The organism is Lactococcus sp. EKM203L (assembly GCF_011800585.1).
GTDB lineage: Bacteria > Bacillota > Bacilli > Lactobacillales > Streptococcaceae > Lactococcus > Lactococcus lactis.
On sequence record NZ_JAALEQ010000002.1, the window covers coordinates 381,587 to 406,059 of the forward strand.

Genomic DNA, 24,473 nt, shown 5'->3' on the forward strand with positions numbered 1-24,473 from the left:
TTTTATCCACCAATGACGCCTTCACGATTTTCTGTTTTCTTGAAAATCAGGCAGTTCCATTCGCCTTGAATCATTCGTGTTTCAAGGAAAAATCCAGCTTTTTCTGCTGATGCAATGACCATGTCCGCTTTGTCAGCAATAATTCCTGACATAATGAGATAGCCTTCTTCTTTGACCAAGCGGAATGCGTCTTCTGTCATTAAAACAAGGATATCAGCCAAAATATTAGCCACAATGACATCCGCTTTTTTGTCAATTCCTTCAAGCAGATTGTTTGCTGAAACATGAATTTTTTCATGACCAGGATTGAGTTCAATATTTTCTAAAGCCACGCGCACAGCCACTTCATCAATATCATAAGCAAATATTTCTGATGCGCCAAGATATGAAGCTGCAACTGACAGCACGCCCGAACCTGTTCCAACGTCAAGTAACGTTTCTCCACCACGAAGAACTTGTTCTAAGGCATAGAGTGACATTTTGGTCGTTGGATGTGTTCCAGTCCCAAAAGCCATACCAGGGTCAAGTCGAATCAATTTTTCAGAGCCTGTCGCCACGTAATCCTCTGTCCAACTCGGCACAATGGTTAAATCATGCGTAATTCGTGCTGGTTCAAAATACTTTTTCCAAGCTTCTGCCCAATTTGTTTCTGACAGGTTATTCGTTGTTACTGACAGACCTGTCAGTGAAAAATAATCACTCAAATTTGCGATTTTATGTTCAATTTCGGCTTTGAGTTCCACAATTGGCCTGTTTTCTGGATAATAAGCAGTAATTTCAACAAAATCAGATTGTTCAATTTCAGGAAGAACTTCGCCAAATTGGTCTTCGTGATTGAGATAATCAGCACTGTCATTAATTTCAACGCCGGCTGAACCCACCTCTATCAGCAAAGCTGAAATGGCCTCTTCGGCTTCCCGACTGATTTTTATTGTGATTGAATTCCAATTATTCATTTATTTCATCTTTCTTTCTATGGTTTATCTCGGCCTACAAAAGAGTTCTTTCCCAGTAAGAAACCAATCGCTCGCCTAACATTTCGCTCGATAGCTTCTTCTGTTTTCAACCTCGCAATATAACGATTAATTTCAACTTGTTTAGAGGGAATTAATTGGTCAAATACTTTTTTTGCTTCCGGATTTTTGGCTAATGCTTCACTTAAAACTTGTGGTTGTTTGACAATTCGTGGCTCTGAATCATAGGAAATTGTAAAATCAAAGATTTCCCCGATTCTTTTAGGCGAATTTTTCAGCATCGTCGTATTGACATATAAGCGCCAATCCCCTTTGAAAAACATTAGATTTTGCTGATAAGTTTTTTCATTAATCTGACCACAAATAGGAATGGGCGATTTTTCTCGTCCTGAATCCTGAAATATTTTCTGCAAAATATCTGGCGGTACAGCCACAAAGGGATTGATACCGATAATTTCCAGTTCAGCTTGAAAACTATAACTTTTCATAGTGCCCTTAAAGTCCTCTTTCCTGTCAGTAAAAAATTTACTTTTCAAGTTTTTTTAGTTCTCTTTGCATTCGCGAAACAAATTTTTTTGCTGACTTAAAATCTTCATCATCAACATATTCAACAGCATCTTCAAGCAAATCAATCCAACTCAATATCTCTGAGTTAAAATTATTCACATCGTACTTTTTAAATTCTGTCAGTAAAATTTTAAGCGTCTTTACTAACTGTAAGCTCCGATAACGCCGCTCTGAGCGGCGTTTTGCCAAAGTTTGTGCATAATCTTGTTCGGGATTTTCCCAAGGATGAAGTTTCTGAGTCATTTTTCTCCTAATACTGTTTAATTTTTCATGCAAACCATTTCTTGTGTTTGTGCAAGCTAGTATAACTGCAGTTCAACTACCAATTTTTAAGAAAAATTAGAGATGAACTAGCATAAGAATTAATCAGTAATTACAAAATACGAGTTGTCCATTCTTCACAGTTAATGACATCAGAAACTAGACCTTCATAAAATTCTGGTTCATGTGAAACCATCAAAACAGTTCCCGGATATTCAATAAGTGCACGCTTGAGTTCTTCTTTAGCGTCCACGTCCAAATGATTGGTTGGTTCATCCAAGATGAGAATATTTGATTCGGTATTCATTAGTTTAGCAAAACGTAATTTTGCTTGTTCTCCACCTGAAAGAACATAAACACGTGATTCAATTTGTTTGGCCGTCAAGCCCACCCGAGCAAGTGCCCCGCGGAGTTCTGCTTGATTCCAACTTGGATACTCATCCCATAAATCATCAAGTACCGTTTTTTGCGAAGGATTTTTGATTTCTTGCTCATAGTAAGCAATATCTTGGAAATTTCCTTTTTCAACTTCCCCATCAAGACTTGGAATCAAGCCCATTAAACTCTTGAGCAAAGTCGATTTCCCAATCCCATTGGAACCAATAAAGGCAATTTTTTGTCCAGATTCTACTTTTAAATTAATTTCTGACGACAAAGGTTCATTGTAACCAATAACTAAATCTTTTGCCTCAAAAACGAGACGACTTGGTTTTCTACTAAATTTAAAATCAAAATGAGGTTTTGGCTTTTCAGAAATAGTCTCAACAATTTCCATTTTCGCCAATTTTTTCTCACGCGCTTTTGCTTGCCCAGACGTTGCCACATTCGCTTTTTTACGGGCAATGAAATCTTTAAGTTTAGCTTGCTCAGCGACCTGCGCATTATGCAAAGATTCAAGCTGTGCCTTTTTCTCTTCAAAGACACGTTCAAATTCCGCATACCCCATTGAATAGCGGGTAATCCCTAGACCATGCACATGATAAATGATATTGACCACTTCATCCATAAAGGGCACATCATGCGAAATCAAAATAAAGGCATTTTCATAGTTTTTAAGGTAATTTTTCAACCATAAAATATGTTCTTCATCCAAATAGTTTGTTGGTTCATCCAAAAGCAAGATATCTGGTTTTTCAAGCAAAAGTTTACCAAGTAAAATTTTTGTTCTTTGCCCTCCAGAAAGCTCGGCTACATCTTTATCCAAAAGAGGAGTTAAACCAAGACCTCGTGCTGTTTCTTCAACTTTGGCATCAATGAGATAAAAGTCACTATTATCCAATTCTTCTTGAAGTTCTCCTACATTCTCAAGCGCAGCATTCATCTCATCTTCTGACATTTCTGCCATTTTCATGTAAGTATCATTGATTTGCGCTTCTATATCAAAAAGATATTGAAAAGCCTCAGCCAATGCTTCACGCGTCGTTTTACCTTTTCCAAGCGCAGCGTGTTGATCCATATAGCCAACCCGGTGTTTTTTAGACCAGATTACTTTTCCCTCATCAGGAACCAGAGTTCCTGTGATAATATTCATGAAAGTTGATTTACCCTCACCATTTGCCCCAACAAATCCGATGTGCTCACCTTTTAGCAAACGGAAACTTACATCTTCAAAAATTGCGCGGTCACCAAAACCGTGGGATAGATTTTTTACATTTAAAATACTCATTTTTTATTTCTTAAATCTTTCTAAATTTCTTAATATCTTGGATACTTATAAAATTCTGTTTCAGATAAATCAGCAATGCCACTTTCAAAAGCTCCTTTATCCCAATTGACTGAAAATTCTTCGGCAGCTTCATCAGCTAGAAAGTCCATTAAATCATCCAAGCCTTGATCGGCACTTTCTTGTAAAAATTGAGCAAAATAAGCCAAAAATTCACGAGATAAGCCTTTTTCACCATAAGGAATTGTTGCCAAATAATCATTTTCATCAAAACGTGATTTAGCTGGATTATAAAATAAAACTGCATCCTCATAGACGATATTTTCTGCTGATTCTACTCCTTCTGCATCAGTCAAAAGCGCTCCAGAACTATTTTCTGCCTCTAGTAAAAAGCTGACTTCTACCGCAAAATTACGCTTATCCCAATTCATTTCAAAATCATAAGTAAATCCTTTTTCTAAAACTTCTTCCAAAACATCTAAAAATCCAAATTTAGCCATTGTTCACACCCTCTTTATATTATGTTAAAATAATTATAACAAAAATTTGCTCTAGAAAAGTCGCAAGACTTAATAAATCAGCTCATTTAATAGCTTTTTTTACGTTTAGAATGTATAAATAGATATTTTTTTAGAATTTGGAGAAAGATTTAATGGAAATTAGAAAAATAGAACCACGTGACTTTGTCAAAGTTGCTCAATTGGAGAATGAAAATTGGACCTTAGCTTCAACTCCACATGTCATGGATTCCTCAGCAGAAAAAATTATCGGTAAAATTATGACTGGAACCACTTATTTTCTGGCAGTAGAAAATGATGAAATTCTTGGAATACTTGATTACGGCCCCCGCCACAAATCTGAATTTGGAAGACATACTGTCACCTTTGGCATTATGACAGCACAAGAAGCCAGAGGTAAGGGCGTAGCTAATACACTAATAAACTTCTTTATTGATTTTGCAAAAAAAGAAGGATTCAAAAAAATTACAATTCAAGTGATGGGTTCAAATCCAGCAGCCTTGAAACTTTATAATAAATTAGGCTTTGTTGAAGAAGGACGTTTGAAAAAAGAATTTTTCATTGATGGTGAATATATTGATGATTGCATTCTCGCCTTCTATCTAGACAAAAGCCTTATGTAAACCAGATTTACATTTGTTGTAAACCTATGGATTGGAGAATAATATGGCACAAAATCTTGCAAGACGAATGAGACCAAGAAATATTGATGAAATTGTTGGACAAAAACATTTAGTTGGTAAAGGAAAAATCATTCGCCGAATGGTCGAAACTCAACTTCTTTCAAGTATGATTCTCTACGGACCTCCTGGCATTGGTAAAACTTCAATTGCTTCAGCGATTGCTGGAACAATGAATGTCGCATTTCGGACATTTAATGCAACGACAGACACTAAAAAAAGACTTCAAGAAATTGCCTCAGAAGCCGAATTTTCTGGTCAGCTTGTTTTATTACTTGATGAAATTCATCGCCTAGACAAACCTAAACAAGATTTTCTTTTACCACTTTTAGAAAACGGACAAATTATTTTAATTGGAGCAACAACCGAAAACCCTTATTTTTCAGTTGTTCCAGCGATTCGTTCTCGCGTACAGATTTTTGAATTAAAACCTTTAGAACCAGAAGATTTAGAATTTGCTGTAAACCTAAGTTTACAAGATAAAGAACGTGGATTTGATTTTGATGTGACCATTGACGATGATGCACTTTACTTTTTAATTCATTCGACTAATGGGGATTTACGTTCTACTTTTAATGCCTTAGAATTAGCCGTTCTTTCCTCAGAAGAACATCATGTCACTTTAGATGATATGGAAAATTCTTTGCAAAGAAAAGCTGCAACTTTTGATAAAGATGGCGATGCTCATTATGACTTGCTTTCTGCTTTACAAAAGTCAATTCGTGGTTCTGATGTCAACGCAAGTTTACACTATGCGGCTCGTTTAATTGAGGGCGGAGATTTGCAGAGTCTAGCCCGGCGCTTAACCGTTATGGCTTATGAAGATATTGGTTTAGCAAATCCTGATGCCGCACTTCATACGGTTTCAGCATTATCAGCAGCCGAAAAACTCGGTTTTCCTGAGGCACGGATTCCCCTTGCCAATATCATTATTGACTTGGCTTTATCCCCTAAATCAAATGCGGCTTATTTAGCGATGGATGAAGCCATTGCTGATTTAGGAAAATATGGAAATCTTGCTGTACCACCACACTTACAGGATGGCCATTACGCTGGGGCAAAAGATTTAGGAAGGTCTGTAGAATACCAATATGCTCATAATTTTCCTAATCACTGGGTAAACCAACAGTACTTACCTGATAAAATTAAAAATGCTGATTATTTCCGTCCTGATGATATGGGAAGATATGAAAAAGCACTCCACAGTCGTAAAGAATGGATTGATGAACAAAAAAAGAGGAGCTGACAAATCTGTCAGTAAATAGAGCACAATAAAATTTACTGACAGAAAGTGAAAAATATGGTAGAACAAATCACTCAACTTAAGTTGTCAACAATTGTAAAAAACCCTTACCAGCCTCGTCTTGTTTTTGATGAGGATAAATTAAAAGAATTGGCTAATTCTATCCAAGAAAATGGCGTTTTACAACCCATAATCGTTCGTAAATCAAAACTTGTTGGCTATGAGCTTTTAGCAGGTGAACGTCGGTTTCAAGCTTCAAAATTAGCTGGTTTAGAAACTATACCAGCAATTATTAGAAGCTATTCTGATGAAGAAATGATGACTCTCTCAATTTTAGAAAATTTGCAGAGAGAAAATCTCAATCCACTAGAAGAGTCCAAAAGCTTGGCACAACTGGCTGACAAATTGGGAATGACCCACGATCAAATCGCTAAGTCCCTTGGAAAATCAAGGTCTTATGTCTCTAATCTTATTCGTTTACTTGGTTTGCCTAACACAATTTTGAAGCATGTTGAAAATCGAGAGATTTCACCTGCTCACGCTAGAACACTTTTAGCTGAAAAAAATCCTAAAAAGCAATTAGAGCTCGTTGATAAAATAATTAAAGAGCAGCTCAATGTCAGAGCACTTGAAGCTATTATTTATGGTGAAGAAAAAGTTACTGACAAATCTGTCAGTAAATTAAATATCAATCTTTTTACTGACGAAACTGAAAAAGAACTGATGAAAAAATTGGGAAATAGGGTTAAGATTCAAGCAAATAAAAAATATCAAGGGAATTTATCCATTCACTTTGATAATCTTGATGAACTGGAACATCTAATAAAATTACTAAAAAAATAAAAAAAATTTACTGACAGAGGACTTTTAAGCATTCCGTCAGTAAATTTTTTTTATCCTCTTAAAGCCCGAAGCGCATAGAGAATTGAAACAACATCAATGATCTCTTGGAACAAAGCTCCAATCACAGCTGGAATCACTCCCAGAGCTGCAATAAACATCAAAATAATACAAATGATAATCCCAATCATGACCGCTTGTTTAGCAATTTTTAACGTATCACGACTGATTTCAATAGATGTCGTCACTTTCCTAAGGTCATTTTGCAATAGAACAATGTCAGCCGCTTCACTTGCAACTGTACCTGAGCCCACACCAATCGAAATTCCAACATCTGCTGTGGCTAGAGCTGGAGCATCATTAACTCCATCTCCAACCATAATTACTGGTCTATTCGTCGCATTTTTAATAAATTTTAATTTTTCATCTGGCATCAAACCTGCATAAACATTGTCAATTCCAACAGTGCTCGCAATTTTATCAGCAACAAGTTGATTGTCACCCGTCAACATTGTAATCTTTTCAAGACCAATTTTTCTCATCTGAGCAATTGTTTCTTTAGCTTCTGGTCTTAAAGTATCAGAGAATGTGACCGCCCCAATATATTTACCTGCTTTACTCACGTAAAATGCTGTTTCATAGTTGAGATTATCAGGTGCAAAAGCAAAAGAACTTCGCCCAATTTTAATTTCTTGACCTTCGATTTCTCCAATCACACCAAGTCCAGCAACCTCAGTTAAAGAGGTCAATTTTAATGGTTGAACCTTTTTATTTTCAGCATATTCAACAACAGCTTTTGCCAAAATATGACCACTTGATTTTTCAACCGTGTAAACCAACTGTAAAAGTTCTACTTCATCTACCGTTTCTATTGGTTTTAGGCTGTCAACCTTAATTGTCCCCTCAGTAATTGTACCTGTTTTATCTAAAAATATTTCCCGAGCCTTTGCTAATTTTTCGATGACTGTTCCATTTTTGATTAAAGCTCCATTTTGACTAGAGCGACTCATTCCCGAAACAAACGCGATAGGAGCTGCCAGAATCAATGGACAAGGGCTTGCAACCACTAGGACTTCCGCAATTCGTACTGGGTCACCAGAAATAAAGTAAGCAACTGCTGCAATAAGATAGGCAATAATTGTAAAAGGAACAGCATAACGATCAGCCAGACGTACAAACTGAGCTGGAGTTTTCTCCGTTTCTTTAACCAGTTCTACAATCTTTTGAAACTGTGATTCTGCCGCTATCACCGTAGTTTCAATCTGGATACTAGAATTCCCATTGATAGCTCCCGAAAGAACAGGATCACCTTTTACTAATTCATTCGGCTTGGTTTCACCCGTCAATGACGCTGTATCAAGTACCACTGCCTCAGAAATAAGTTTCCCGTCAATTGGAATAATTTCCATCGGTCTAACCAATAAATGACTCCCGACTTCCACATGGTCTATCGGTAAATCGACCACCTTATCTCCTTTTTGCACATGAGCAATATCAGGCGACTTATCTAATAAAGCAGCTAAAGCTCGGTGAGCTCGACCATTTGCATAGTCTTCTAAACTCTCACCTCCAACAAGCATGAGAATAATAATCAAAGAGGCCCAATATTCGCCCACTAGTAAAGTAGCAATAATGGCCGTGATGGCCAATAAGTCAACACCATAAGAGCCCGACCGTAAAGTTTTAATCATTTCAATCAGCATTGAGAAAGCCAAGACTCCCCCAGCAATTGTAACAATTAAGCGTGCCAAAAAAGGCTGATTAAAGCCAAAGTAAGCAATCAATGCCACGCCTGCAATGACAAAAACAAGAATCAGTTTTTTCCAGTTCTTCATTCATTTCTCCTTAAAAATTTAATTGTCCTAGAACATTGCCCTGCTTTGTGAGGAGTTTTTACGACCTGATTGTCTTCTCCTTACGCCGCTTTGATTCTTTCGAAGCTGAGCTTAAATTTTTAAGTTATCCGTTAAGTTACTTCTATTTTATCAAATTTGCGCTAAAGGCCCTATCATTTTAGTTGTCAAAGATATTTGTCAGTACTTTTGCTTACTCAAATTTTACTGACAGAAAGGTTTGCAAAAATTTGTCAAGTAATTTTACTTTACAAAACTTGCATTTCTGAAAATTTATGCTATACTAATAAAGTACGTTTTTGCACTTTGCAAGAACGAGATAAAATTCTACGGAGGAAAAAAACAATGGCAGTACCTGCACGTCACACTTCATCAGCAAAGAAAAACCGTCGTCGTACACATTACAAATTGACAGCTCCAACTGTTACTTTTGACGAAACTACTGGTGACTACCGTCACTCACATCGCGTTTCACTTAAAGGCTACTACAAAGGCCGCAAAGTTCGCGACACTAAATAATTCGACAAAAGTTATAGAAAGGGACTATCATGCGCGTAAATATTACACTTGAACACAAAGAATCTGGTGAACGTCTGTACCTTACTCAAAAGAACAAACGCAACACTCCAGACAAATTGGAACTTAAAAAATACTCTAAAAAATTGCGTAAACACGTAATCTTTAAAGAGGTTAAATAAGGTTTCATTACACGTCAATAGACTTGTAAAACCTTGATTTTTAGTGATTTTATAAGATTTTTACTTTCAATACATTTCACTAAAAATAAATCTTATGGCAACCTTTTTGGCAACCTTTTTTGAAAATATAAAATGGAGAAAAGAAAGAGTCCAGCGTAAATAAATGCTTATAAAAGTAGATAGAATTCTATCTACTTTTATTTTGTATTTAAAATAACAGATACTATAAAAATTTTAAAATATTATAAGTTCATTTTCCAATAAAAAATAACTGTATTATTTTACTTCAATTATAAAAAAAATTAACCAACAGGGTTCATTGACGTTCAATCAAATTCTTATAAGCAAGAATGTACAATTCTAATATATTTTTTTAAGCGTTTACTTTTGAAAATTGATTGGATTTGAGATATCATATTTTAAATTCTAGAGCATCATCTTTTGAGAGTGATTCTTCATTGGACATTAGAGGTCAATCGATTTATAAATCGTTGAATGAGTCACGTTGTATTTTTTAGAAAGCTGAGTGATGAATTGCCCAGAATGGTAGAAGTCGATAAAGGTTTCTTTAAATTCTTTTGCATGATTTTGTCCTTTGTCTAAATTATACAATACACACTCTAAGCTTTAAGGATAACATCACTATTCTTACATTTAAATTTGTTATTAAATATGGTATAATTTAAGGTATATAATATGTATATGGAGATACCATGAATCAAAAAAAGAGGCGTCATTATCGTAAGAAAAAACACACAGTACTAAAAGTTATTTCAATTATTTTTGTATTAGTAATTATCGCTGTTGCTTCTATAGCCTACGCAGCTTATAGAAATGTTGAATCAACCTTTTCAACATCATATGAAAATTTTCCTAAAACAACAAGTATTGACTTAAAAAAATCTAAAACATTCACCACACTTATCATTGCAACTGGTAAAAATAATTCTAAAAATTCAGCTTATGCTACTGTTTTAGCTTCAACGAATGTAAAGACAAATCAAACTACTTTCATGAACTTCCCAGTTTTTGCGACAATGCCTAATCAAAAAACAATCACTGAAGTTTACAATACGAATGGAGATGATGGAATTTTCCAGATGGTTAAAGACCTATTGAATGTTTCCATTAACAAAGTAATTCAGATCGATGTTAATAAAATGGGATCACTTGTACAGGCCACTGGTGGAATCACCATGCAAAATCCAAAGGCGTTCAATGCTGAAGGTTATGAGTTTAAACAAGGAACTGTTAATTTACAAACTGCTGATCAAGTCCAAGCCTATATGACACAAATTGACGATACTGATTTGGATGCTTCAATCACTCGGATTCAAAATGTCTCAATGGAACTCTACGGAAATATTCAAAAAATTGCTCATATGAAAAAACTTGAAAGTTTCAATTACTATCGAGAAATTCTCTATGCTTTTTCAAACACTGTTAAAACCAATATAAGTTTCAATGATGCTAAAACGATCGTTATGAGCTACAATAAGGCTCTAAAGAATACCAGCAAGCTCAATCTACATACAACAGATGAAAATGGAGCTAAGGTAGTTTCTCAAACAGAATTAGACTCAGTCAAAACCCTTTTTGAAAAATCTCTAAAATAAAAGAACCAAGAGGTTCTTTTTTTTATTTCATTACAATATAATCCGGTACGGCTCGATCATCTTGACTAGCAACAATCGTTTTACCATTGACAGATAGTTGACTTGAGCCACCACTATCAAGTAATAACATATTTTGGAGCTTCAAATTTGACACTGATTTCATTATATTATCATAGCCTGCATTTGTATCACTCAAGATAGCATAGAGATTATTATCTTTATCATTCGCAATAAAAATATGGATCTTCCAATCTACTGAGCCATCACTTGGTTGAATTTTACCATCACGGATAATCGCAGTACCAAAATCATAGGCTTGTTGCCCTCCATTTTTAATAATAGTTGAAGCAGGTGTACTTGAATCATAAATTTTGCACGAACCATCTTTGTTAATAACAAAAGCATATTGAGTCGTTGTACCTGGACTCCAGTCTTGAATCAACTTTCCATTATTAATTTGAAATCCAGCTACTTGTCCTGTCTGCATATCAAATGCGGAAGCATTCATAATCAAAGCATTAGGATACTTAGCTATAACTTCTGACATTTTCATCCGTTGATCTGTACGATTGGTAACTGTTTTTAAGACTTCCGGATTGTTAATTCGATAAATAGTGATATTATTCGTAGATAAATCAGTAAATTTATCTAGATTTACCTTTGAGGGAACTTTAACCCATTCTGGTATACCAGTATCATCTACAAGTGCTATACTACCCACAGCAGCTTCTTCACCTTTTTTCTCTACATAACCATTAGAGGCCGAAGTTTTGGTCGGTTGATCCGAACTATTTGTTTTCGTATGATCATTAGGAATAAGTGAATCTCTTAAGGCATAAACCCCTGCTCCTATAAGGGTAATACAAATTAAGATAAGTATAATTATAACCCAAATATTCTTTTTTTTCTTTTTTTTTCGTTCCAATTTTTCCTCCAAAATTATTGTTTAGTCACGCCCAAATAAATCTCTCGTATAAACTTTAGTTTTAACATCCTCAAGTTCTTTAGTATAACGATTTGAAACAATCACATCAGAAATCATTTTAAACTCATCCAGATTATGAACTACCCGAGAATTGTAGAAATGAGTATCATTTAGTGTTGGCTCATAGACGACTACTTCAATTCCCTTGCCCTTAATTCGTTTCATAATTCCTTGAATTGAACTTGATCTAAAATTATCAGAATTTGACTTCATAGTCAAGCGGTAGATACCCACCACTTTAGGAGAACGTTTAATGATCATATCTGCAATATGATCTTTTCTTGTACTATTTGATTCAACAACAGCCTCAATTAATTTCTCAGGAACTTGGTCGTAGTTAGCCAAAAGCTGTTTGGTATCTTTCGGTAGGCAATACCCCCCATAACCAAATGAAGGATTATTATAGTGTGTTCCGATTCGTGGATCTAACCCAACGCCATCAATGATTTGTTTTGTATCTAAACCACGAACTTCAGCATATGTATCTAATTCATTAAAATAAGCTACACGTAAAGCCAAATATGTATTTGAAAAGAGCTTAATTGCCTCTGCTTCAGTAGGATTTGTAAAAAGAACTGGAATATCTTTCTCAACAGCTCCTTCTAATAAGAGTTTAGCAAATTGAGATGCCTGCTTAGATTGATCACCAACAACAATGCGAGATGGATGAAGATTGTCATATAATGCTCGACCTTCTCGTAAAAATTCTGGGGAAAAGATGATGTTATCAACATTATATTTATCACGCATTTTTTCGACAAATCCAACTGGAATAGTTGATTTTATTACAATCGTAGCATTTGGACTAAATTCTAAAACTTCTTCAATTGCTATTTCTACAGAATCCGTATTAAAATAATTCTTGACATCATCATAATTGGTAGGTGTTGCAATGACCACAAAGTCAGCTCCATCTAGCGCTTGGGCCGTGTCCGTCGTTGCAAGTAAATTTAATTCTTTACTTGCTAAGAATAATTCAATTTCTTTATCTAAAATAGGAGATTTTTTAGAATTAATTAACTTTACTTTTTCATCAAGGATATCTAAAGCAACTACTTCGTGATGCTTTGCGAATAACACTGAGATCGATAGGCCTACATATCCTGTACCAACGACTGCAATTTTCATTTATTTCCTCATTCTTATAATTTTTGCTGGATTCCCGCCAATTATTGAAAACTCAGGAAAGTCTTTAGTAACAACTGCTCCAGCAGCTACAATTGTTCCTTTTTTTAATATACGTCCAGGGGTTATTATTACACCATAACCGATCCATACATTATCTTCAATAATAGTCCTTCTTGATGGACGCATCCCCTGTTCAATAATTGGAATATCATTATCTTTAAATTCATGGTTCCCATTTAATACTACGCAATTTGGCCCCATCAATACATTTTTACCAATTTTGATATTACTAGGTATTTCACAATTTATACCCAGGCCTGAGTTATCACCAATTTCAACCTCTTTTCCACTTCCAAAATAGGCTTTGCGTTGTATATGTACATTTTTACCACAATATTTAAATATTTTTTTACATGCAATACCTCGTATTATCCACCATATTTTAGAAAACCTATTATAACTTTTACCAACAGGCAGATACTGAAGTAATAAATAATATAAAGCAATATGAATTTTCTTCACTTTAAATTATTCCTTTCTAAAGATTTTTAAAACATTATTTATTTCTTTTGTTATAGCTAAGTAAGTTATAAAAACAACTATAAATACTATTAAGTTGATAGCAAATGAAAGCCATACATTTGAATAATTAAAAATATTAACTCCCCACAAAAATATAGAAACAACAATAGATAGCAATATAGGAGAATAAAATAGTTTATAATAATTTTTCATATGATCATCTAATACATACTTAATTATTATATATGAACTTATAAAGAAATTTATAATAAATGCGATTGTGAGACATATAGATACATTGTTAATTGATCCAAAAATAATTCCGATTATAATTGAACTGACAGTAATAATTGCATTAAGTATACCATTAATAACTAGTATTTCTGATTTGTTTCTGGAAGCAATTATTCCGCCAAAGCTTGCTACAGCAATTTGACTCCATATAGTTAAGGATAATACTCTGAAAGGTAAGACAGCATTTCCCCATTGATTTCCAAATAAAATAAAGATTATTGGTTGTGCAGTAAAGCTTAAGAATACCGATAGTGGTAAGCTAATTAAAACTAGAAAATGTACTAATTTATAAGATATTTTTCTAATATATATTACATCATCCTGATATTCAGATAGGATTGGCTGCAATACTGGCGAAATTATTCCTAATAATAAACTACTCGGCATTGTTAATAATTGATAAGATTTACTATAATTAGCTATTGCCGTTTCTCCCATAAATTTTCCTATGAGAATATTATCGGAATTTCTCGAAAAATAATTAATAAAATTAAAGAAAAATTGATTTTTTGAGAAGCTCCAAATCTTTTTCATTGCTACTAAATTCAATTCTCTAACAAATGAAACGTTGGTAAAAAACATATTCAGAGTAAATTTTAGTAAAGATGTACAGATTGCATACCATATAAGTGAATACACTCCAAATCCATAAAATGCAAGGGCAACTCCTAAGGCACCTGAAATAAAGTTAGCAATTACAACATTAAAATTTAATATTTTAAATTTTTTATTCTTATAAAGTAATGCCGTCGGAACTATATTTAAACCATCAAACATTATTGATAATGACTGTAGCCAAGTTAATTGGATGAATATAGAATTGTTATAAAATGAAGATAAGAAAAACCCAAAAAATCCAAAAACTATTGAAACTATTACAGTAAATATTGCCGAAAAGTTAAATAAAATATTATTATCTTGATAAGTTAAAGTTTTATTTTGAATTATTGCGGGTCCCATACCGGCTTCAACCATTAGTGCAAAAAAAACAATAAATACTTGCATAATAGCAACAACTCCAAATTCTTTAGGAGTTAGTAACCTACTTAAAACCATTTGGACTACTAATTGAATTAAATAGTTGCTGTATTTACCAATAGCAGTATATGTAAAACCTTTTTTCAACGACTCTCTCCTCGGACATTATTTTTTGAAAATACTTTTGAAATCTGTAACACTTGAAGTGATGTTGGATTTAGCGGCCTTGTTTGAATCATATTTAGTCCCATAATAATCCAAAAAATTAAAGAAATATTATCCCTAGAGTCCTTTAGTTTTTTAAATGTAAATAGAATTAAAAATGTCATTATAATAAAAATCAAAATACCAGCTTCAATTAACATAGTCATATATCCGCTATCAAGCATCAAATAATTTTTATTATAGTTTAGCCATAATGAACTTGAGTCTAGACCTAGAGGCAACTTTTGACCTAACATTCGCGGTGGGAAAGCTATCATGAAAAATTGAGATAAGTGAAGCCTACCACTAGATAAATTGTCTAAAGATACCCAGAAATTAGAAAGGTTATCATATAATATGGATGATAATATCGTTAAAGAAGCAGAGGTTATGTATGTTATATTCGTTAAACAATACAAGATGGTGGTTGTTTTACCAGTATTATTTGATTTAGCTATCAATACCATTAGAAACATCAGAATTAATAATATTAAAGTTGCTCTTGCATCATTAACTTTATATAGAATAAGCATGGGAATTAATAAAATAATTAACCAGTATTTTTTTAATTTATCATATTTCAAAAAAATAAATAATTGACAAAAATAAAAGTAATTATCAGAGATACCTCTATCAGATAAGAACCCCAAAGAATACCTTATACTCCCGCGTGGAGATAGTCCCAGCATATCAGGAATAATTCCAGTAAATCTTAATAGTAGAATCATTGAAATTCCTACTATAGTTGCATAATAAATTGCTTTAACATATATTTTTATGTTTCGATTACTGAGTCCTAAGGCAATTAATATAATTGTTAAAAAGTTGGTCTGCCCATTAAAATTACTTATTAAAAAAAAGAATACAATTAAACACCCAAGCAATATTCCTCGTATATCTTCCTTGTTTAATACTTTCATACTAAATAAACAAATAATTAATCCGATCATTGCATATTGTTCAGAGCTAGATATATTTATTACTAAAGTTAGAGTAGATATGTCAAAAAGTCTCAATAAGGTATATAAAAACATGAAGAAAATTGACATATTCTGTAAAGCTGTTAGAATTTCTATTTTTTTCAAATTAACAAACATCCTTTATTAAACTAATCCATTGATTAATAATATTGTCTATTTCAAAATCTTTTGATCTTTCCAGAGATTTTTTTGAGTATTTTTTTCTTAAATCAATGGATATTATTAATTTTTGTAATTCAGCTATCATTTGATCTGTATTTCCATTCTCTACTAAAATTCCAAATTTACTATCTAACAATATTTCTCTAGAGCCCGTGGTATTAAAGGCAACTATAGGAATTCCAAAACTCATAGCTTCAATAATTACGAGTCCGAATCCCTCCCATCGACTTGTAGAAATAAAAATAGAAGAATTTAAATAGTGCTTTTCTAAATCTTTTCCGGATAATCCACCTACAAATATAACATTATTTACTTTTAATCTTTCGAGAACTTTTTGGTCTTTTCCTTCTCCTGCAACTTTAATTACCCAGTCATCTGGAATATGTTTCGAGATTTCGATCAAATAATCTAAACCTTTTGCTTCTATGTTTAAACTACCCACAAAAGAAATTACCTTATTATTAAGACTTGAAGATTCGCCATCATTGTAAATAATATTCGGATTATTTATATAAGTTGTATTTATATTGAAATTAGAATACTTACTTTTATCCTCTCTTGTTAAGCATACAATTTTATCAGCTTTTACTATAGATGAGGTAAACTGAATTTTTGATGCTATAAAGTACTTTTCAGTATATACTTCATACGTACTATGCATCCACAAAATACATTGTAAATCTGGTATTTTTTTTTTTATTTCAGAGACAAACAATATACTTGGTCCACTTAGAACAACCGTGCTAACATCATGTAGTTTAATATAATTTATTAATTTTTTAACTTGATATTTTATAACAAGTAAACTATTTTTAGAAGAAGTTAATCTATATATAGAATTTAGTGCTTTTAACATTTGGACAAATCGGTGCTCTAAGTTGCCAGATTCGCCATAAACAACTGGAACACTAGTTTCCATCTCATTTTTAGAATTCTGCAAACTATAAATCTTTACCGATAGATGCTTTCCTAATTCGTTTGCAACACTAGTATTTACTCTTTGCAACCCTCCTATATCCAATTTATCAAGTACAAAAATAGTTTCCATTATTCACTCCCTTTCCAGATTATAAAAAATAAACTTTAATTCTTCCCCTTTTATCTAAGAAATTAAATTTCCTACGAAAACAAGGTGCTTTCTATAAATTTTTTATAATTTGAAGAACTATTATCTTTATTTTCATAATGGTGTTTTATATTTAGTTTAAATACATGAGTTTTTTCAAAATCAAGTATAATATCACAACCTAATAACTTTTTATCTAAATCATAGATTCCAGGATTATTCATAGTAATTCTATCATTTATATTTTTAAAATCACCTATATTATTTCTATAAGCAATTTCTAAAATATAATCAATTAAAAAGAAATTTATTAACTTTTTTTCAACTTTCCAATATTCATTAAAAAACTCTACACTAAATTTAAAAAGCAATAAATCTTTTTGACCGTACTGAAAAAAACCTCTCCAACGACCTTTAGGGACATACTTATTATTGAAATAATCATTTCCCTTAATTGTATAATAAGGATTACTGAGTTCCAAATCTGGATTATAATCCTTTAAGAAGATAGTCGCATCAATCCAAAGTCCTCCATGATTCGACAATAAATTGAATCTCATAATATCAGAAAAATTAGCCATGCCTATTATCCCAGATTTTTGTTTACTTATAATTATTTCGGGAATATCAACGTAATCTCGATAATTTTCTTTACTTATTATAGTTACATTTCCAAGGTTATCTCTTACGCTTTGAATACACTTTTTTACTAAATCTGGAGCATTTTCTTCTCCTTGCCACCACATCAACCATACATTTTTATTTAATTCCTGACTATTTTTTTGATGTGTATTAGTATATTTTAAAATAACTTCTTTAAAGTTTTTTTCTAGATAATTAATCACAGAATTATGAAAAATTTGATTGATATAACTAGAATTGATTAATCTTCTAAACTTATCAAAAAAATTTAGATATATAAAAAATATTTTTTTTTTCATTTTAACTCTATTCTGAATAGTATTTGTTGTTTCTAAAGAACGTTTTAAACCTTTTTAAATCTTTTCTGCTTATTATCGGTATCTTCTTCTGTAGAAAAGAGTTTAAAATTCGTATTGTGAAAATTACACCATATTTATATCTAAAAAGTGACATGGCTAAAAACTTCAATCCTGTTTCAGAATATTTTTTGTAATCAACTTCCGAAAGATTATTGTTTAAATATTTGTTTACTCTCTCAAAAACACTTAAATTTACTTTGAACCTATCTTTAGACATTTTTGTAGTTAAACTACTACTATTAAAATCCCAGCTATATATACTTTTATCTTCAATTTTAATGGTTTTAGCATATACCCCTGCTACTAATGAGAACATACGATCATTACTAACAATTGTATTCTCAAAACTTATTCTATTGGATTTAATAAAATCAGAATTAAATAGTCGGGACCATACAACTGGAAGTTTATATCTTAATTCTTTTCCACTTGAGTCTTTGAAATAACCTAAATAAGTATCATGTCTGTGTCCTATATTCCCGTTTTCATCACTTGATATTGGTGGGAAATACACCATATCATAATTTTTAGATAAATAATACTCAACAATACTAGAAGAATTATTTAAGAAATGATCATCACTATCTGCAAACATCATCCAAGGTGATTTTGACTCTAAAATACCTAAATTTCTACAACTTCCTGCACCTTTACATCCCGAATCATTTTTTAAAACTTTTACATTATTATATTCTTTCGAAATATTAATAAGTTCTTGATACTGATTATAATCGCTATTGTCGTCGATAATAATTATTGTTGTATAACCACTGAATTGCTCTAAAGATATCAATAATTTATGTATTCCTTTGGCATCGTTATAAAAAGGAACTATAATGTCAAGACTACTCAAATATTCTACCTACTTCTAAAATAAATTTTTTTACAAATTCATCATTATTGGTAATTTTAGAATGGCTTTTCATTTTTTTTACTTTTTCCATGTCTATCAATATATTTTCAACATCTTGACACATAATGAGTGGGTATCCTTTTTCTAAGACCTTTTTTGTTACCAGTAATTGATGGTCATTCACATGTTCTTCAAATTTTAGCTGACGTGGAACAACTACGGGGACCTTTCCCATTTGTATGACTTGCATATACGTTGATGGCCCACCATGAGTAATTATTATGTCAGATTTCAACATTAATTTATTCATTTCCTTATAGCCAATAACTTTTGAATATTGAGTATGCTTAGGGATATAAGAAGAATATCCAATTTGCATATAGACTTCTTCTGTAATTTTTTCTTCCCTGACTAAATCATCAATTTTTTTGATTAGTCGATTAAAAGGCTGTTCATGAGTTCCAACAGTTACAAAAATCATTAGAAAATTCCTCCTAAATTAATTGCTTTAGGGTAAACTTTTTTTAACTCTTCCCATTGGACTATAAACTTATCAGTAACTGGATAAACTAATTTTCCTGTTAAGGTTGGTTTATCGATTCGGTCAAATATTTCAATATAGACTGTCTTGGCACCGAATAGTTTACCTAACCAAAAAAAAGGAACAGCCACCGCAGCACCACTCGAAATAATCAAATCTGGTTTTTCTTTTCTAAGTATTTTAAATGCAAGAATGGTATTTTTTATCGTGTTTTTTACATTTCTATTTGTGGGATAATAACAAGGATAAAATCTTTCTTCTTTCAATATAGATTTTGCATCTGTTTTATCAAATGTGACCCAAAATCTATCTTCGTTTTCCCAAAACTTTTTTAACAAATACAGGTGTGTCAAATGGCCACCGCTGGAACCTACTAATGCTATTTTCATTTTTTAATATGCGTCCGATCCGTTAATACTTTGTACAATTGTGAGTACCAAAAGCTTCATATCATTTTTCGTACTATGGTACTGGAGATAATAGAGCTCTAAATCTGCTCGTTGAGGAAAAAGAACTTTACTTCGACCATGTGTTGTCCAATAACCAGTAATTCCAGGTTTACATATCAGTAAATAAGGGAGGCGTTCCCCATATTCTTTCGCTTCAAAAAGCAAAATTGGCCTTGGACCAACTAATGCCATATCTCCTTTAAGGACATTAATAAATTGTGGTAATTCATCAATTGAGTGTTGTCTAATAAATGAACCAATCTTCGTCACACGGGGATCATTTTCTAGTTTATTACCATTGGCATGATAGGCGGCTTTAACTTCTGGATGTAGCTCTAGATACTGCTCAGCATTAATTATCATTGTTCTAAATTTCAAAATATAAAAAATTTTACCATTTTTTCCATACCGTTTTTGTTTATAGAACATTGGCCCTTGATCCTTTTTTGAGCTCATTTTGTAAGGGAGATAAAGTAATGCAGCCGCAATAAGAAATAAAACTGAACCTGCTAATCCTCCTAGGATATCAATTGCTCTTTTTATAATTAGCTCTCTATAAGAAAAATTTTTTAATTCTACTAACTTATGCTCTTCCGATTCAGGTGATGCGGCTTCCTCAAAAACTTCCATTATTTACTCCATTTAATCCCTTTAAAATAATCCTAAAAATTTCTTTGTTTTGATCTTTGTTGGTTTTTCTTGATAAAAACTTTCGTTTAAAATCACTGACTCTGCATTATTTTGAAACATTCGTGATACACCAGAACCATAACTATCTTCAATCATTTCAAATGCTTCCCTCATCTTAAATGCACGTGACGTCACATTATGCGCATCTGATGCAACAAAATGCGTCAGATGGTTTTCTATCATTTTAAATGACAGCTTTTGTATTTTTTTACCAAAATGACCAGTGACACTTGAAGCTGTTATCTGACTTAGTACTCCTTGTTCAATAAAATCAAATAATATATCAGGGTTCTCAATGATTCCACTATTACGCTCAGGGTGGACCAAAATAGGTTGAAGTCCCTCCAATTGAATATTATAAAAAAGTTCTTTAGCATAAGCTGGCACATGATTTGATGGAAATTCAATCAATATATAACTTGAAGTGCCCGCTGCTGTCAGTAACTTTCCTTCAGAAAATTCTTTTAATAAATCACCATATATTCTCACCTCTTGTCCGGGTAAAACTTCAATTGGTAATTGATGCTCGTCAATGATATTTTGAACTTCCTTAACTTTCTTCAAAATAAGCGGTGATTCATTATTAAATTGAGGATTATGATGAGGAGTAGCGGTGATGGTTGTTATCCCTTCATCAATTGCTGATTTCAGCATTGTCAAAGTATCTCCAGAAGTTTTAGCCCCATCATCTATCCCCGGTAAAATATGGCAATGAATATCAATCATTTTCTCTCCTAGCCTACGAATTTCGTTCTTTTATTTGATTCAAGTTTATTCCAATTATTCTACTCCGTAGTAGTAATACGATGGTGACTCAGAAGAGTCTACCCCATGCAAAACAACCCCTAAAATATTTGCATTAACTTGTTCAAGCATTTTTTTTGTTTTTGCTAAACTCTCTTTTTTTGTTTCATAGGCACGTACAACAATAACTGCTCCTCCTACATAACTACTCAAAATTTGAGCATCAGTAACTGCAGAGAGAGGTGGAGTATCAATCAAAATAACATCAAAGAAATCGGACACAGAGTCAATCAAATTCTTCATTGCACTAGATGCTAATAATTCCGATGGATTAGGTGGAATTGGACCAGAGGTAATTATTGTAAGATTTTCAGAAAGTCTTGTCCCTTGTATGGCATCTTCAATCGAAGATTGATGCATTAAAATATTGGTTAATCCTACTCTATTTTGTACTTTAAAAGTAATGTTAACAGTCGGTTTACGAAGATCGCCATCAATTAAAAGTACTTTTTTACCTTGTTGTGCAAATGCAACAGCTATATTAGCACTCGCGGTTGATTTACCTGCAGCTGCTTCTGAAGATGTTACTAGAAAACTTTTAATCCCTTGATCCGCCATTTTAAAATCAATGGTCGTACGAATCGTACGATATTGTTCGGAAATAGGTGATTGAGGATTGACACTGGTAATAATATAACGATTATTGTCTATGCTTCTTTTATTTTTAGCCATCCTGAACTCCTATCTTTTATTCCTTTTTGATGATCTATTTACTTCATGGTCGCTAGGCGGACTTGACTTAGTACCCATTTGCGTACCATTTTTATTCGTATTCTTATTAAAATCACTCATTTGAGCATAAGTTGTTACACCAAGAACCGTTAGCCCCAGAGCTTCAATATCTTCTTCTTTATTAATTTTGTTATCAAACAATTCCTTCAATAAAGCAATGGCTAAACCTAAAACTAGTCCGCCTATAACAGATATCGCTAAATACAATTTAGGTTTAGGACTAATTGGTGTTGTTTGAGCTTTTGCTTTGGATAGAATATTAACGTTAGTAACATTCAATAGTTTTGCTGCTTCTGAACTAAATATTTTAGCAGTCTCGTCTGCAATCTTTTGTGCAATGTAAGGATTAGAATATTTAACAGTAAGCGTAATAACTTGTGAATTTGTTTGATTTGCTGCTGTAACTTGTTTTTGGAAAGAGTCATCAGATAGATTTAAATTACTTTGAACTTTATCTAAAATGACTGGACTAACAATAACTTGGTTAATTGTGTTCGCCATTTGAATATTCCCGGTCACTTGTCCAGCGTAGGCTGCTGAATTATCCGAATTTGGTAGTTTAACGACAAGTTGAGTTGAGGCTGTGTAAACTGGGGAGGCTATAAAAAATGTGTAGATGCTCCCTAATATTGTGACTATTAAAGCACTAAATAATATTAAACCTAACCTTTTGCGAATAATTTTAAAAATCCCTCTTAAATCAAACGTCTGTTCCTGTGTTTCCTGCATTTCTTCTCCAATATTTAATAATTGTTATTTATAACTTAATTAGTTTGCTGTAAAATATTTAGTAATATAATCTAGCCAAATCTTATTCCCCGAATCATTTAGCGTTCTATAAACTCCATCATCAGCAAATAGCCCCTTCATTTCATCAGAATTTTTATCTGGGTAACTAGACCAGTAGTCTATATAGGGATATTTTGTAGATAAAGATTGTTTAAATTGTTCTTCTTGTACGGGGTACACAACACCACCATAAATCGGTGGAGAGGGTTGAACTATCACCTCTGCTCCTGTACTAACCAAATTTGTTATAAGTTGCTCATTACTAGTCAGTGAGGCTGTTGCTTCAATATTTTGGTTATCATTAAAAAGTGGAGCTTCATATAAAACAACATCAGGGTTAGTCGCCAATACTTGATTTTGAACTTTTTCAGCCAATAATTGTTCACTAGTTTCGCCATTGTAAGTGATATTTTTGATGTTCCAAAACTTATTTCCATAATATTTTTGTAAGTTTTGTTGAAATTGTTCAGAAATAACTGAATCAGATTGCCAAATACAAGTTAAAGTAACTTCTTTATTTTTGGATGAAATATCATCTATTTTATTTTGAACTGATTTTGGTAAATTTTTATAATAATTTTTATAGGTAAGGTCTATCTGATTTTTTTCACTGCTATTTTTTACAACTTCTTTTCCTTTATCAGCTTTTGAAAGATTATTTATCCTAGAATTATAACTATAAAAACCTCCAATTATCAAAGCTATAGATATCACTATAGTAATTACAAAAATTCCTTTTTTCATCATATTAATAAGAAAAACTCCCTAAATTTATTATTGTTATAACTCTATTTGATATTCTAAAAAAAGCCATTTTTGACAAATTATAAACATTTCTTTTTTCTCTTCTTGAGTTAGAGTTTTAAAAAGATTAATTGCAGAACTGTCATTAGGCTCATCAATTATACCCATCAGATATTTTGGAGACACATTAAAATACTCTGATAGTCCTATTAATCTTGTCCCAGAGGGTTCTCCTCCCAACTTATAATTATTCAAAGAATTTCTAGGGTAACCCAATTCCCTTTCTATTTGATTTGCAGATTTACCACTTGATTCAACTAGTTCCTTTAGACGATGGTAAAATAAATCATTCATAAATATAACCCTCTTTTTATTAACTTCTGTAAGAAAAACCTTAATTTTTCTGAAAAATTAAATCAAAACTTGCTTAAGTTAAACCATTTTGGTGTTTTTTTTAATTTTCTATACTATATTAATATATTATATAAAACAAAACCTACTAATGCAAGTGAAGGTATGGGTTTCAAACTTTAAACTGCAAGAAATTTTACGTATAAATAAAGATATAAGTTTAATCATTTAGTATTTTTTTCAACTTTACTTTCAGAAAAATTAAAATTTTCCTGAAAGTTATCGCC

Annotated in this window: 28 protein-coding genes and 1 pseudogene; 6 read left to right on the forward strand and 23 right to left on the reverse strand. The window is 32.4% G+C overall.

The window, feature by feature from the left end; translation table 11 throughout:
- Positions 1 to 2: 2 nt before the first annotated feature.
- The 5 genes from prmA to HFD15_RS05150 form a co-directional block, all read right to left on the reverse strand.
- On the reverse strand, positions 3 to 956 hold the full coding sequence (gene prmA / locus HFD15_RS05130; RefSeq protein WP_058208210.1) for a 50S ribosomal protein L11 methyltransferase: 954 nt from the start codon (positions 954 to 956) through the stop codon (positions 3 to 5).
- 17 nt (positions 957 to 973) lie between these two features.
- Positions 974 to 1,462 carry a YdeI/OmpD-associated family protein gene (locus tag HFD15_RS05135; RefSeq protein WP_010905115.1) on the reverse strand — a complete coding sequence of 163 codons (489 nt, stop codon included), beginning with the start codon at positions 1,460 to 1,462 and terminating at the stop codon, positions 974 to 976.
- Between the two features lie 37 nt (positions 1,463 to 1,499).
- Positions 1,500 to 1,784, reverse strand: a complete 285-nt coding sequence (locus HFD15_RS05140; RefSeq protein WP_167593293.1) for a hypothetical protein — start codon at positions 1,782 to 1,784, stop codon at positions 1,500 to 1,502.
- Positions 1,785 to 1,914: 130 nt separating this feature from the next.
- Entirely contained in the window at positions 1,915 to 3,468 is a 1,554-nt protein-coding gene (locus HFD15_RS05145) for an ABC-F family ATP-binding cassette domain-containing protein (protein ID WP_038598438.1), read from the reverse strand.
- Between the two features lie 29 nt (positions 3,469 to 3,497).
- A complete protein-coding gene (locus HFD15_RS05150; RefSeq protein ID WP_021722895.1) occupies positions 3,498 to 3,965 on the reverse strand; it encodes a DUF3013 family protein in 468 nt (155 codons plus the stop codon).
- Between the two features lie 152 nt (positions 3,966 to 4,117).
- Here HFD15_RS05150 and HFD15_RS05155 point away from each other — a divergent pair, with 152 nt between their 5' ends.
- The 3 genes from HFD15_RS05155 to HFD15_RS05165 are packed head-to-tail and all read left to right on the forward strand — an operon-like array spanning position 4,118 to position 6,749.
- Positions 4,118 to 4,606, forward strand: coding sequence for a GNAT family N-acetyltransferase (locus HFD15_RS05155; protein ID WP_058208208.1), 489 nt, complete (start codon positions 4,118 to 4,120; stop codon positions 4,604 to 4,606).
- Positions 4,607 to 4,649: 43 nt separating this feature from the next.
- Positions 4,650 to 5,909 (forward strand): replication-associated recombination protein A, encoded by a 1,260-nt coding sequence (locus HFD15_RS05160; RefSeq protein WP_010905110.1) that lies wholly within the window; start codon positions 4,650 to 4,652, stop codon positions 5,907 to 5,909.
- A 54-nt stretch (positions 5,910 to 5,963) separates the two neighbouring features.
- Positions 5,964 to 6,749 (forward strand): ParB/RepB/Spo0J family partition protein, encoded by a 786-nt coding sequence (locus tag HFD15_RS05165; RefSeq protein WP_058208207.1) that lies wholly within the window; start codon positions 5,964 to 5,966, stop codon positions 6,747 to 6,749.
- A gap of 50 nt (positions 6,750 to 6,799) precedes the next feature.
- On the opposite strand, the gene HFD15_RS05170 is transcribed toward HFD15_RS05165, so the two are convergent.
- The gene (locus tag HFD15_RS05170; RefSeq protein WP_058208206.1) at positions 6,800 to 8,581 is read right to left on the reverse strand and encodes a heavy metal translocating P-type ATPase; all 1,782 of its coding nucleotides are present in this window, start codon (positions 8,579 to 8,581) and stop codon (positions 6,800 to 6,802) included.
- Positions 8,582 to 8,944: 363 nt separating this feature from the next.
- Between HFD15_RS05170 and rpmF the strand changes: the two genes are divergently transcribed.
- Together rpmF and rpmG are read left to right on the forward strand one after the other, a co-directional pair.
- Positions 8,945 to 9,118 carry a 50S ribosomal protein L32 gene (gene rpmF / locus HFD15_RS05175; protein ID WP_010905107.1) on the forward strand — a complete coding sequence of 58 codons (174 nt, stop codon included), beginning with the start codon at positions 8,945 to 8,947 and terminating at the stop codon, positions 9,116 to 9,118.
- Positions 9,119 to 9,147: 29 nt separating this feature from the next.
- Positions 9,148 to 9,297 carry a 50S ribosomal protein L33 gene (gene rpmG / locus HFD15_RS05180; protein WP_003132258.1) on the forward strand — a complete coding sequence of 50 codons (150 nt, stop codon included), beginning with the start codon at positions 9,148 to 9,150 and terminating at the stop codon, positions 9,295 to 9,297.
- 418 nt (positions 9,298 to 9,715) lie between these two features.
- On the opposite strand, the pseudogene HFD15_RS05185 reads toward rpmG, so the two are convergent.
- Positions 9,716 to 9,909: pseudogene (locus tag HFD15_RS05185) on the reverse strand (hypothetical protein); the annotation flags it as partial.
- 101 nt (positions 9,910 to 10,010) lie between these two features.
- On the opposite strand from HFD15_RS05185, the gene HFD15_RS05190 reads away from it, so the two are divergent.
- The gene (locus HFD15_RS05190; RefSeq protein WP_167593289.1) at positions 10,011 to 10,913 is read left to right on the forward strand and encodes an LCP family protein; all 903 of its coding nucleotides are present in this window, start codon (positions 10,011 to 10,013) and stop codon (positions 10,911 to 10,913) included.
- Between the two features lie 22 nt (positions 10,914 to 10,935).
- On the opposite strand, the gene HFD15_RS05195 is transcribed toward HFD15_RS05190, so the two are convergent.
- The 16 genes from HFD15_RS05195 to HFD15_RS05270 all read right to left on the reverse strand — a co-directional run bounded on the left by HFD15_RS05195 (position 10,936) and on the right by HFD15_RS05270 (position 24,189).
- Positions 10,936 to 11,838 carry a phosphodiester glycosidase family protein gene (locus HFD15_RS05195; RefSeq protein ID WP_167593287.1) on the reverse strand — a complete coding sequence of 301 codons (903 nt, stop codon included), beginning with the start codon at positions 11,836 to 11,838 and terminating at the stop codon, positions 10,936 to 10,938.
- A 21-nt stretch (positions 11,839 to 11,859) separates the two neighbouring features.
- Entirely contained in the window at positions 11,860 to 13,026 is a 1,167-nt protein-coding gene (locus tag HFD15_RS05200; protein ID WP_167593286.1) for a nucleotide sugar dehydrogenase, read from the reverse strand.
- Positions 13,027 to 13,548, reverse strand: coding sequence for a DapH/DapD/GlmU-related protein (locus HFD15_RS05205; protein WP_167593284.1), 522 nt, complete (start codon positions 13,546 to 13,548; stop codon positions 13,027 to 13,029).
- Positions 13,549 to 13,554: 6 nt separating this feature from the next.
- Positions 13,555 to 14,967, reverse strand: coding sequence for a lipopolysaccharide biosynthesis protein (locus tag HFD15_RS05210; RefSeq protein ID WP_167593282.1), 1,413 nt, complete (start codon positions 14,965 to 14,967; stop codon positions 13,555 to 13,557).
- On the reverse strand, positions 14,964 to 16,109 hold the full coding sequence (locus HFD15_RS05215) for a hypothetical protein (RefSeq protein WP_167593280.1): 1,146 nt from the start codon (positions 16,107 to 16,109) through the stop codon (positions 14,964 to 14,966). Before HFD15_RS05215 ends, HFD15_RS05210 begins: the two co-directional genes overlap by 4 nt.
- Position 16,110: 1 nt before the next feature.
- Positions 16,111 to 17,214 carry a glycosyltransferase gene (locus HFD15_RS05220; protein WP_167593278.1) on the reverse strand — a complete coding sequence of 368 codons (1,104 nt, stop codon included), beginning with the start codon at positions 17,212 to 17,214 and terminating at the stop codon, positions 16,111 to 16,113.
- Positions 17,215 to 17,285: 71 nt separating this feature from the next.
- On the reverse strand, positions 17,286 to 18,173 hold the full coding sequence (locus HFD15_RS05225) for a capsular polysaccharide synthesis protein (protein ID WP_118263589.1): 888 nt from the start codon (positions 18,171 to 18,173) through the stop codon (positions 17,286 to 17,288).
- 7 nt (positions 18,174 to 18,180) lie between these two features.
- On the reverse strand, positions 18,181 to 19,086 hold the full coding sequence (locus tag HFD15_RS05230; RefSeq protein WP_167593277.1) for a glycosyltransferase family A protein: 906 nt from the start codon (positions 19,084 to 19,086) through the stop codon (positions 18,181 to 18,183).
- On the reverse strand, positions 19,079 to 19,567 hold the full coding sequence (locus HFD15_RS05235) for a glycosyltransferase (RefSeq protein ID WP_038598588.1): 489 nt from the start codon (positions 19,565 to 19,567) through the stop codon (positions 19,079 to 19,081). Before HFD15_RS05235 ends, HFD15_RS05230 begins: the two co-directional genes overlap by 8 nt.
- Positions 19,567 to 20,016, reverse strand: coding sequence for a PssD/Cps14F family polysaccharide biosynthesis glycosyltransferase (locus tag HFD15_RS05240; RefSeq protein WP_014608337.1), 450 nt, complete (start codon positions 20,014 to 20,016; stop codon positions 19,567 to 19,569). The genes HFD15_RS05235 and HFD15_RS05240 overlap by 1 nt, the downstream gene beginning before the upstream one ends.
- 3 nt (positions 20,017 to 20,019) lie before the next feature.
- Entirely contained in the window at positions 20,020 to 20,706 is a 687-nt protein-coding gene (locus tag HFD15_RS05245) for a sugar transferase (RefSeq protein ID WP_167593276.1), read from the reverse strand.
- 21 nt (positions 20,707 to 20,727) lie between these two features.
- Positions 20,728 to 21,492, reverse strand: coding sequence for a tyrosine-protein phosphatase (locus HFD15_RS05250; protein WP_032490719.1), 765 nt, complete (start codon positions 21,490 to 21,492; stop codon positions 20,728 to 20,730).
- Between the two features lie 54 nt (positions 21,493 to 21,546).
- Positions 21,547 to 22,242: a polysaccharide biosynthesis tyrosine autokinase gene (locus HFD15_RS05255; RefSeq protein ID WP_167593275.1), complete on the reverse strand. Its 696-nt coding sequence runs from the start codon at positions 22,240 to 22,242 to the stop codon at positions 21,547 to 21,549.
- A 9-nt stretch (positions 22,243 to 22,251) separates the two neighbouring features.
- A complete protein-coding gene (locus HFD15_RS05260; RefSeq protein ID WP_167593274.1) occupies positions 22,252 to 23,031 on the reverse strand; it encodes a Wzz/FepE/Etk N-terminal domain-containing protein in 780 nt (259 codons plus the stop codon).
- A 39-nt stretch (positions 23,032 to 23,070) separates the two neighbouring features.
- The gene (locus HFD15_RS05265; RefSeq protein ID WP_167593273.1) at positions 23,071 to 23,838 is read right to left on the reverse strand and encodes a polysaccharide biosynthesis protein; all 768 of its coding nucleotides are present in this window, start codon (positions 23,836 to 23,838) and stop codon (positions 23,071 to 23,073) included.
- Between the two features lie 33 nt (positions 23,839 to 23,871).
- On the reverse strand, positions 23,872 to 24,189 hold the full coding sequence (locus HFD15_RS05270) for a helix-turn-helix transcriptional regulator (RefSeq protein WP_003131262.1): 318 nt from the start codon (positions 24,187 to 24,189) through the stop codon (positions 23,872 to 23,874).
- Positions 24,190 to 24,473 lie beyond the last annotated feature (284 nt).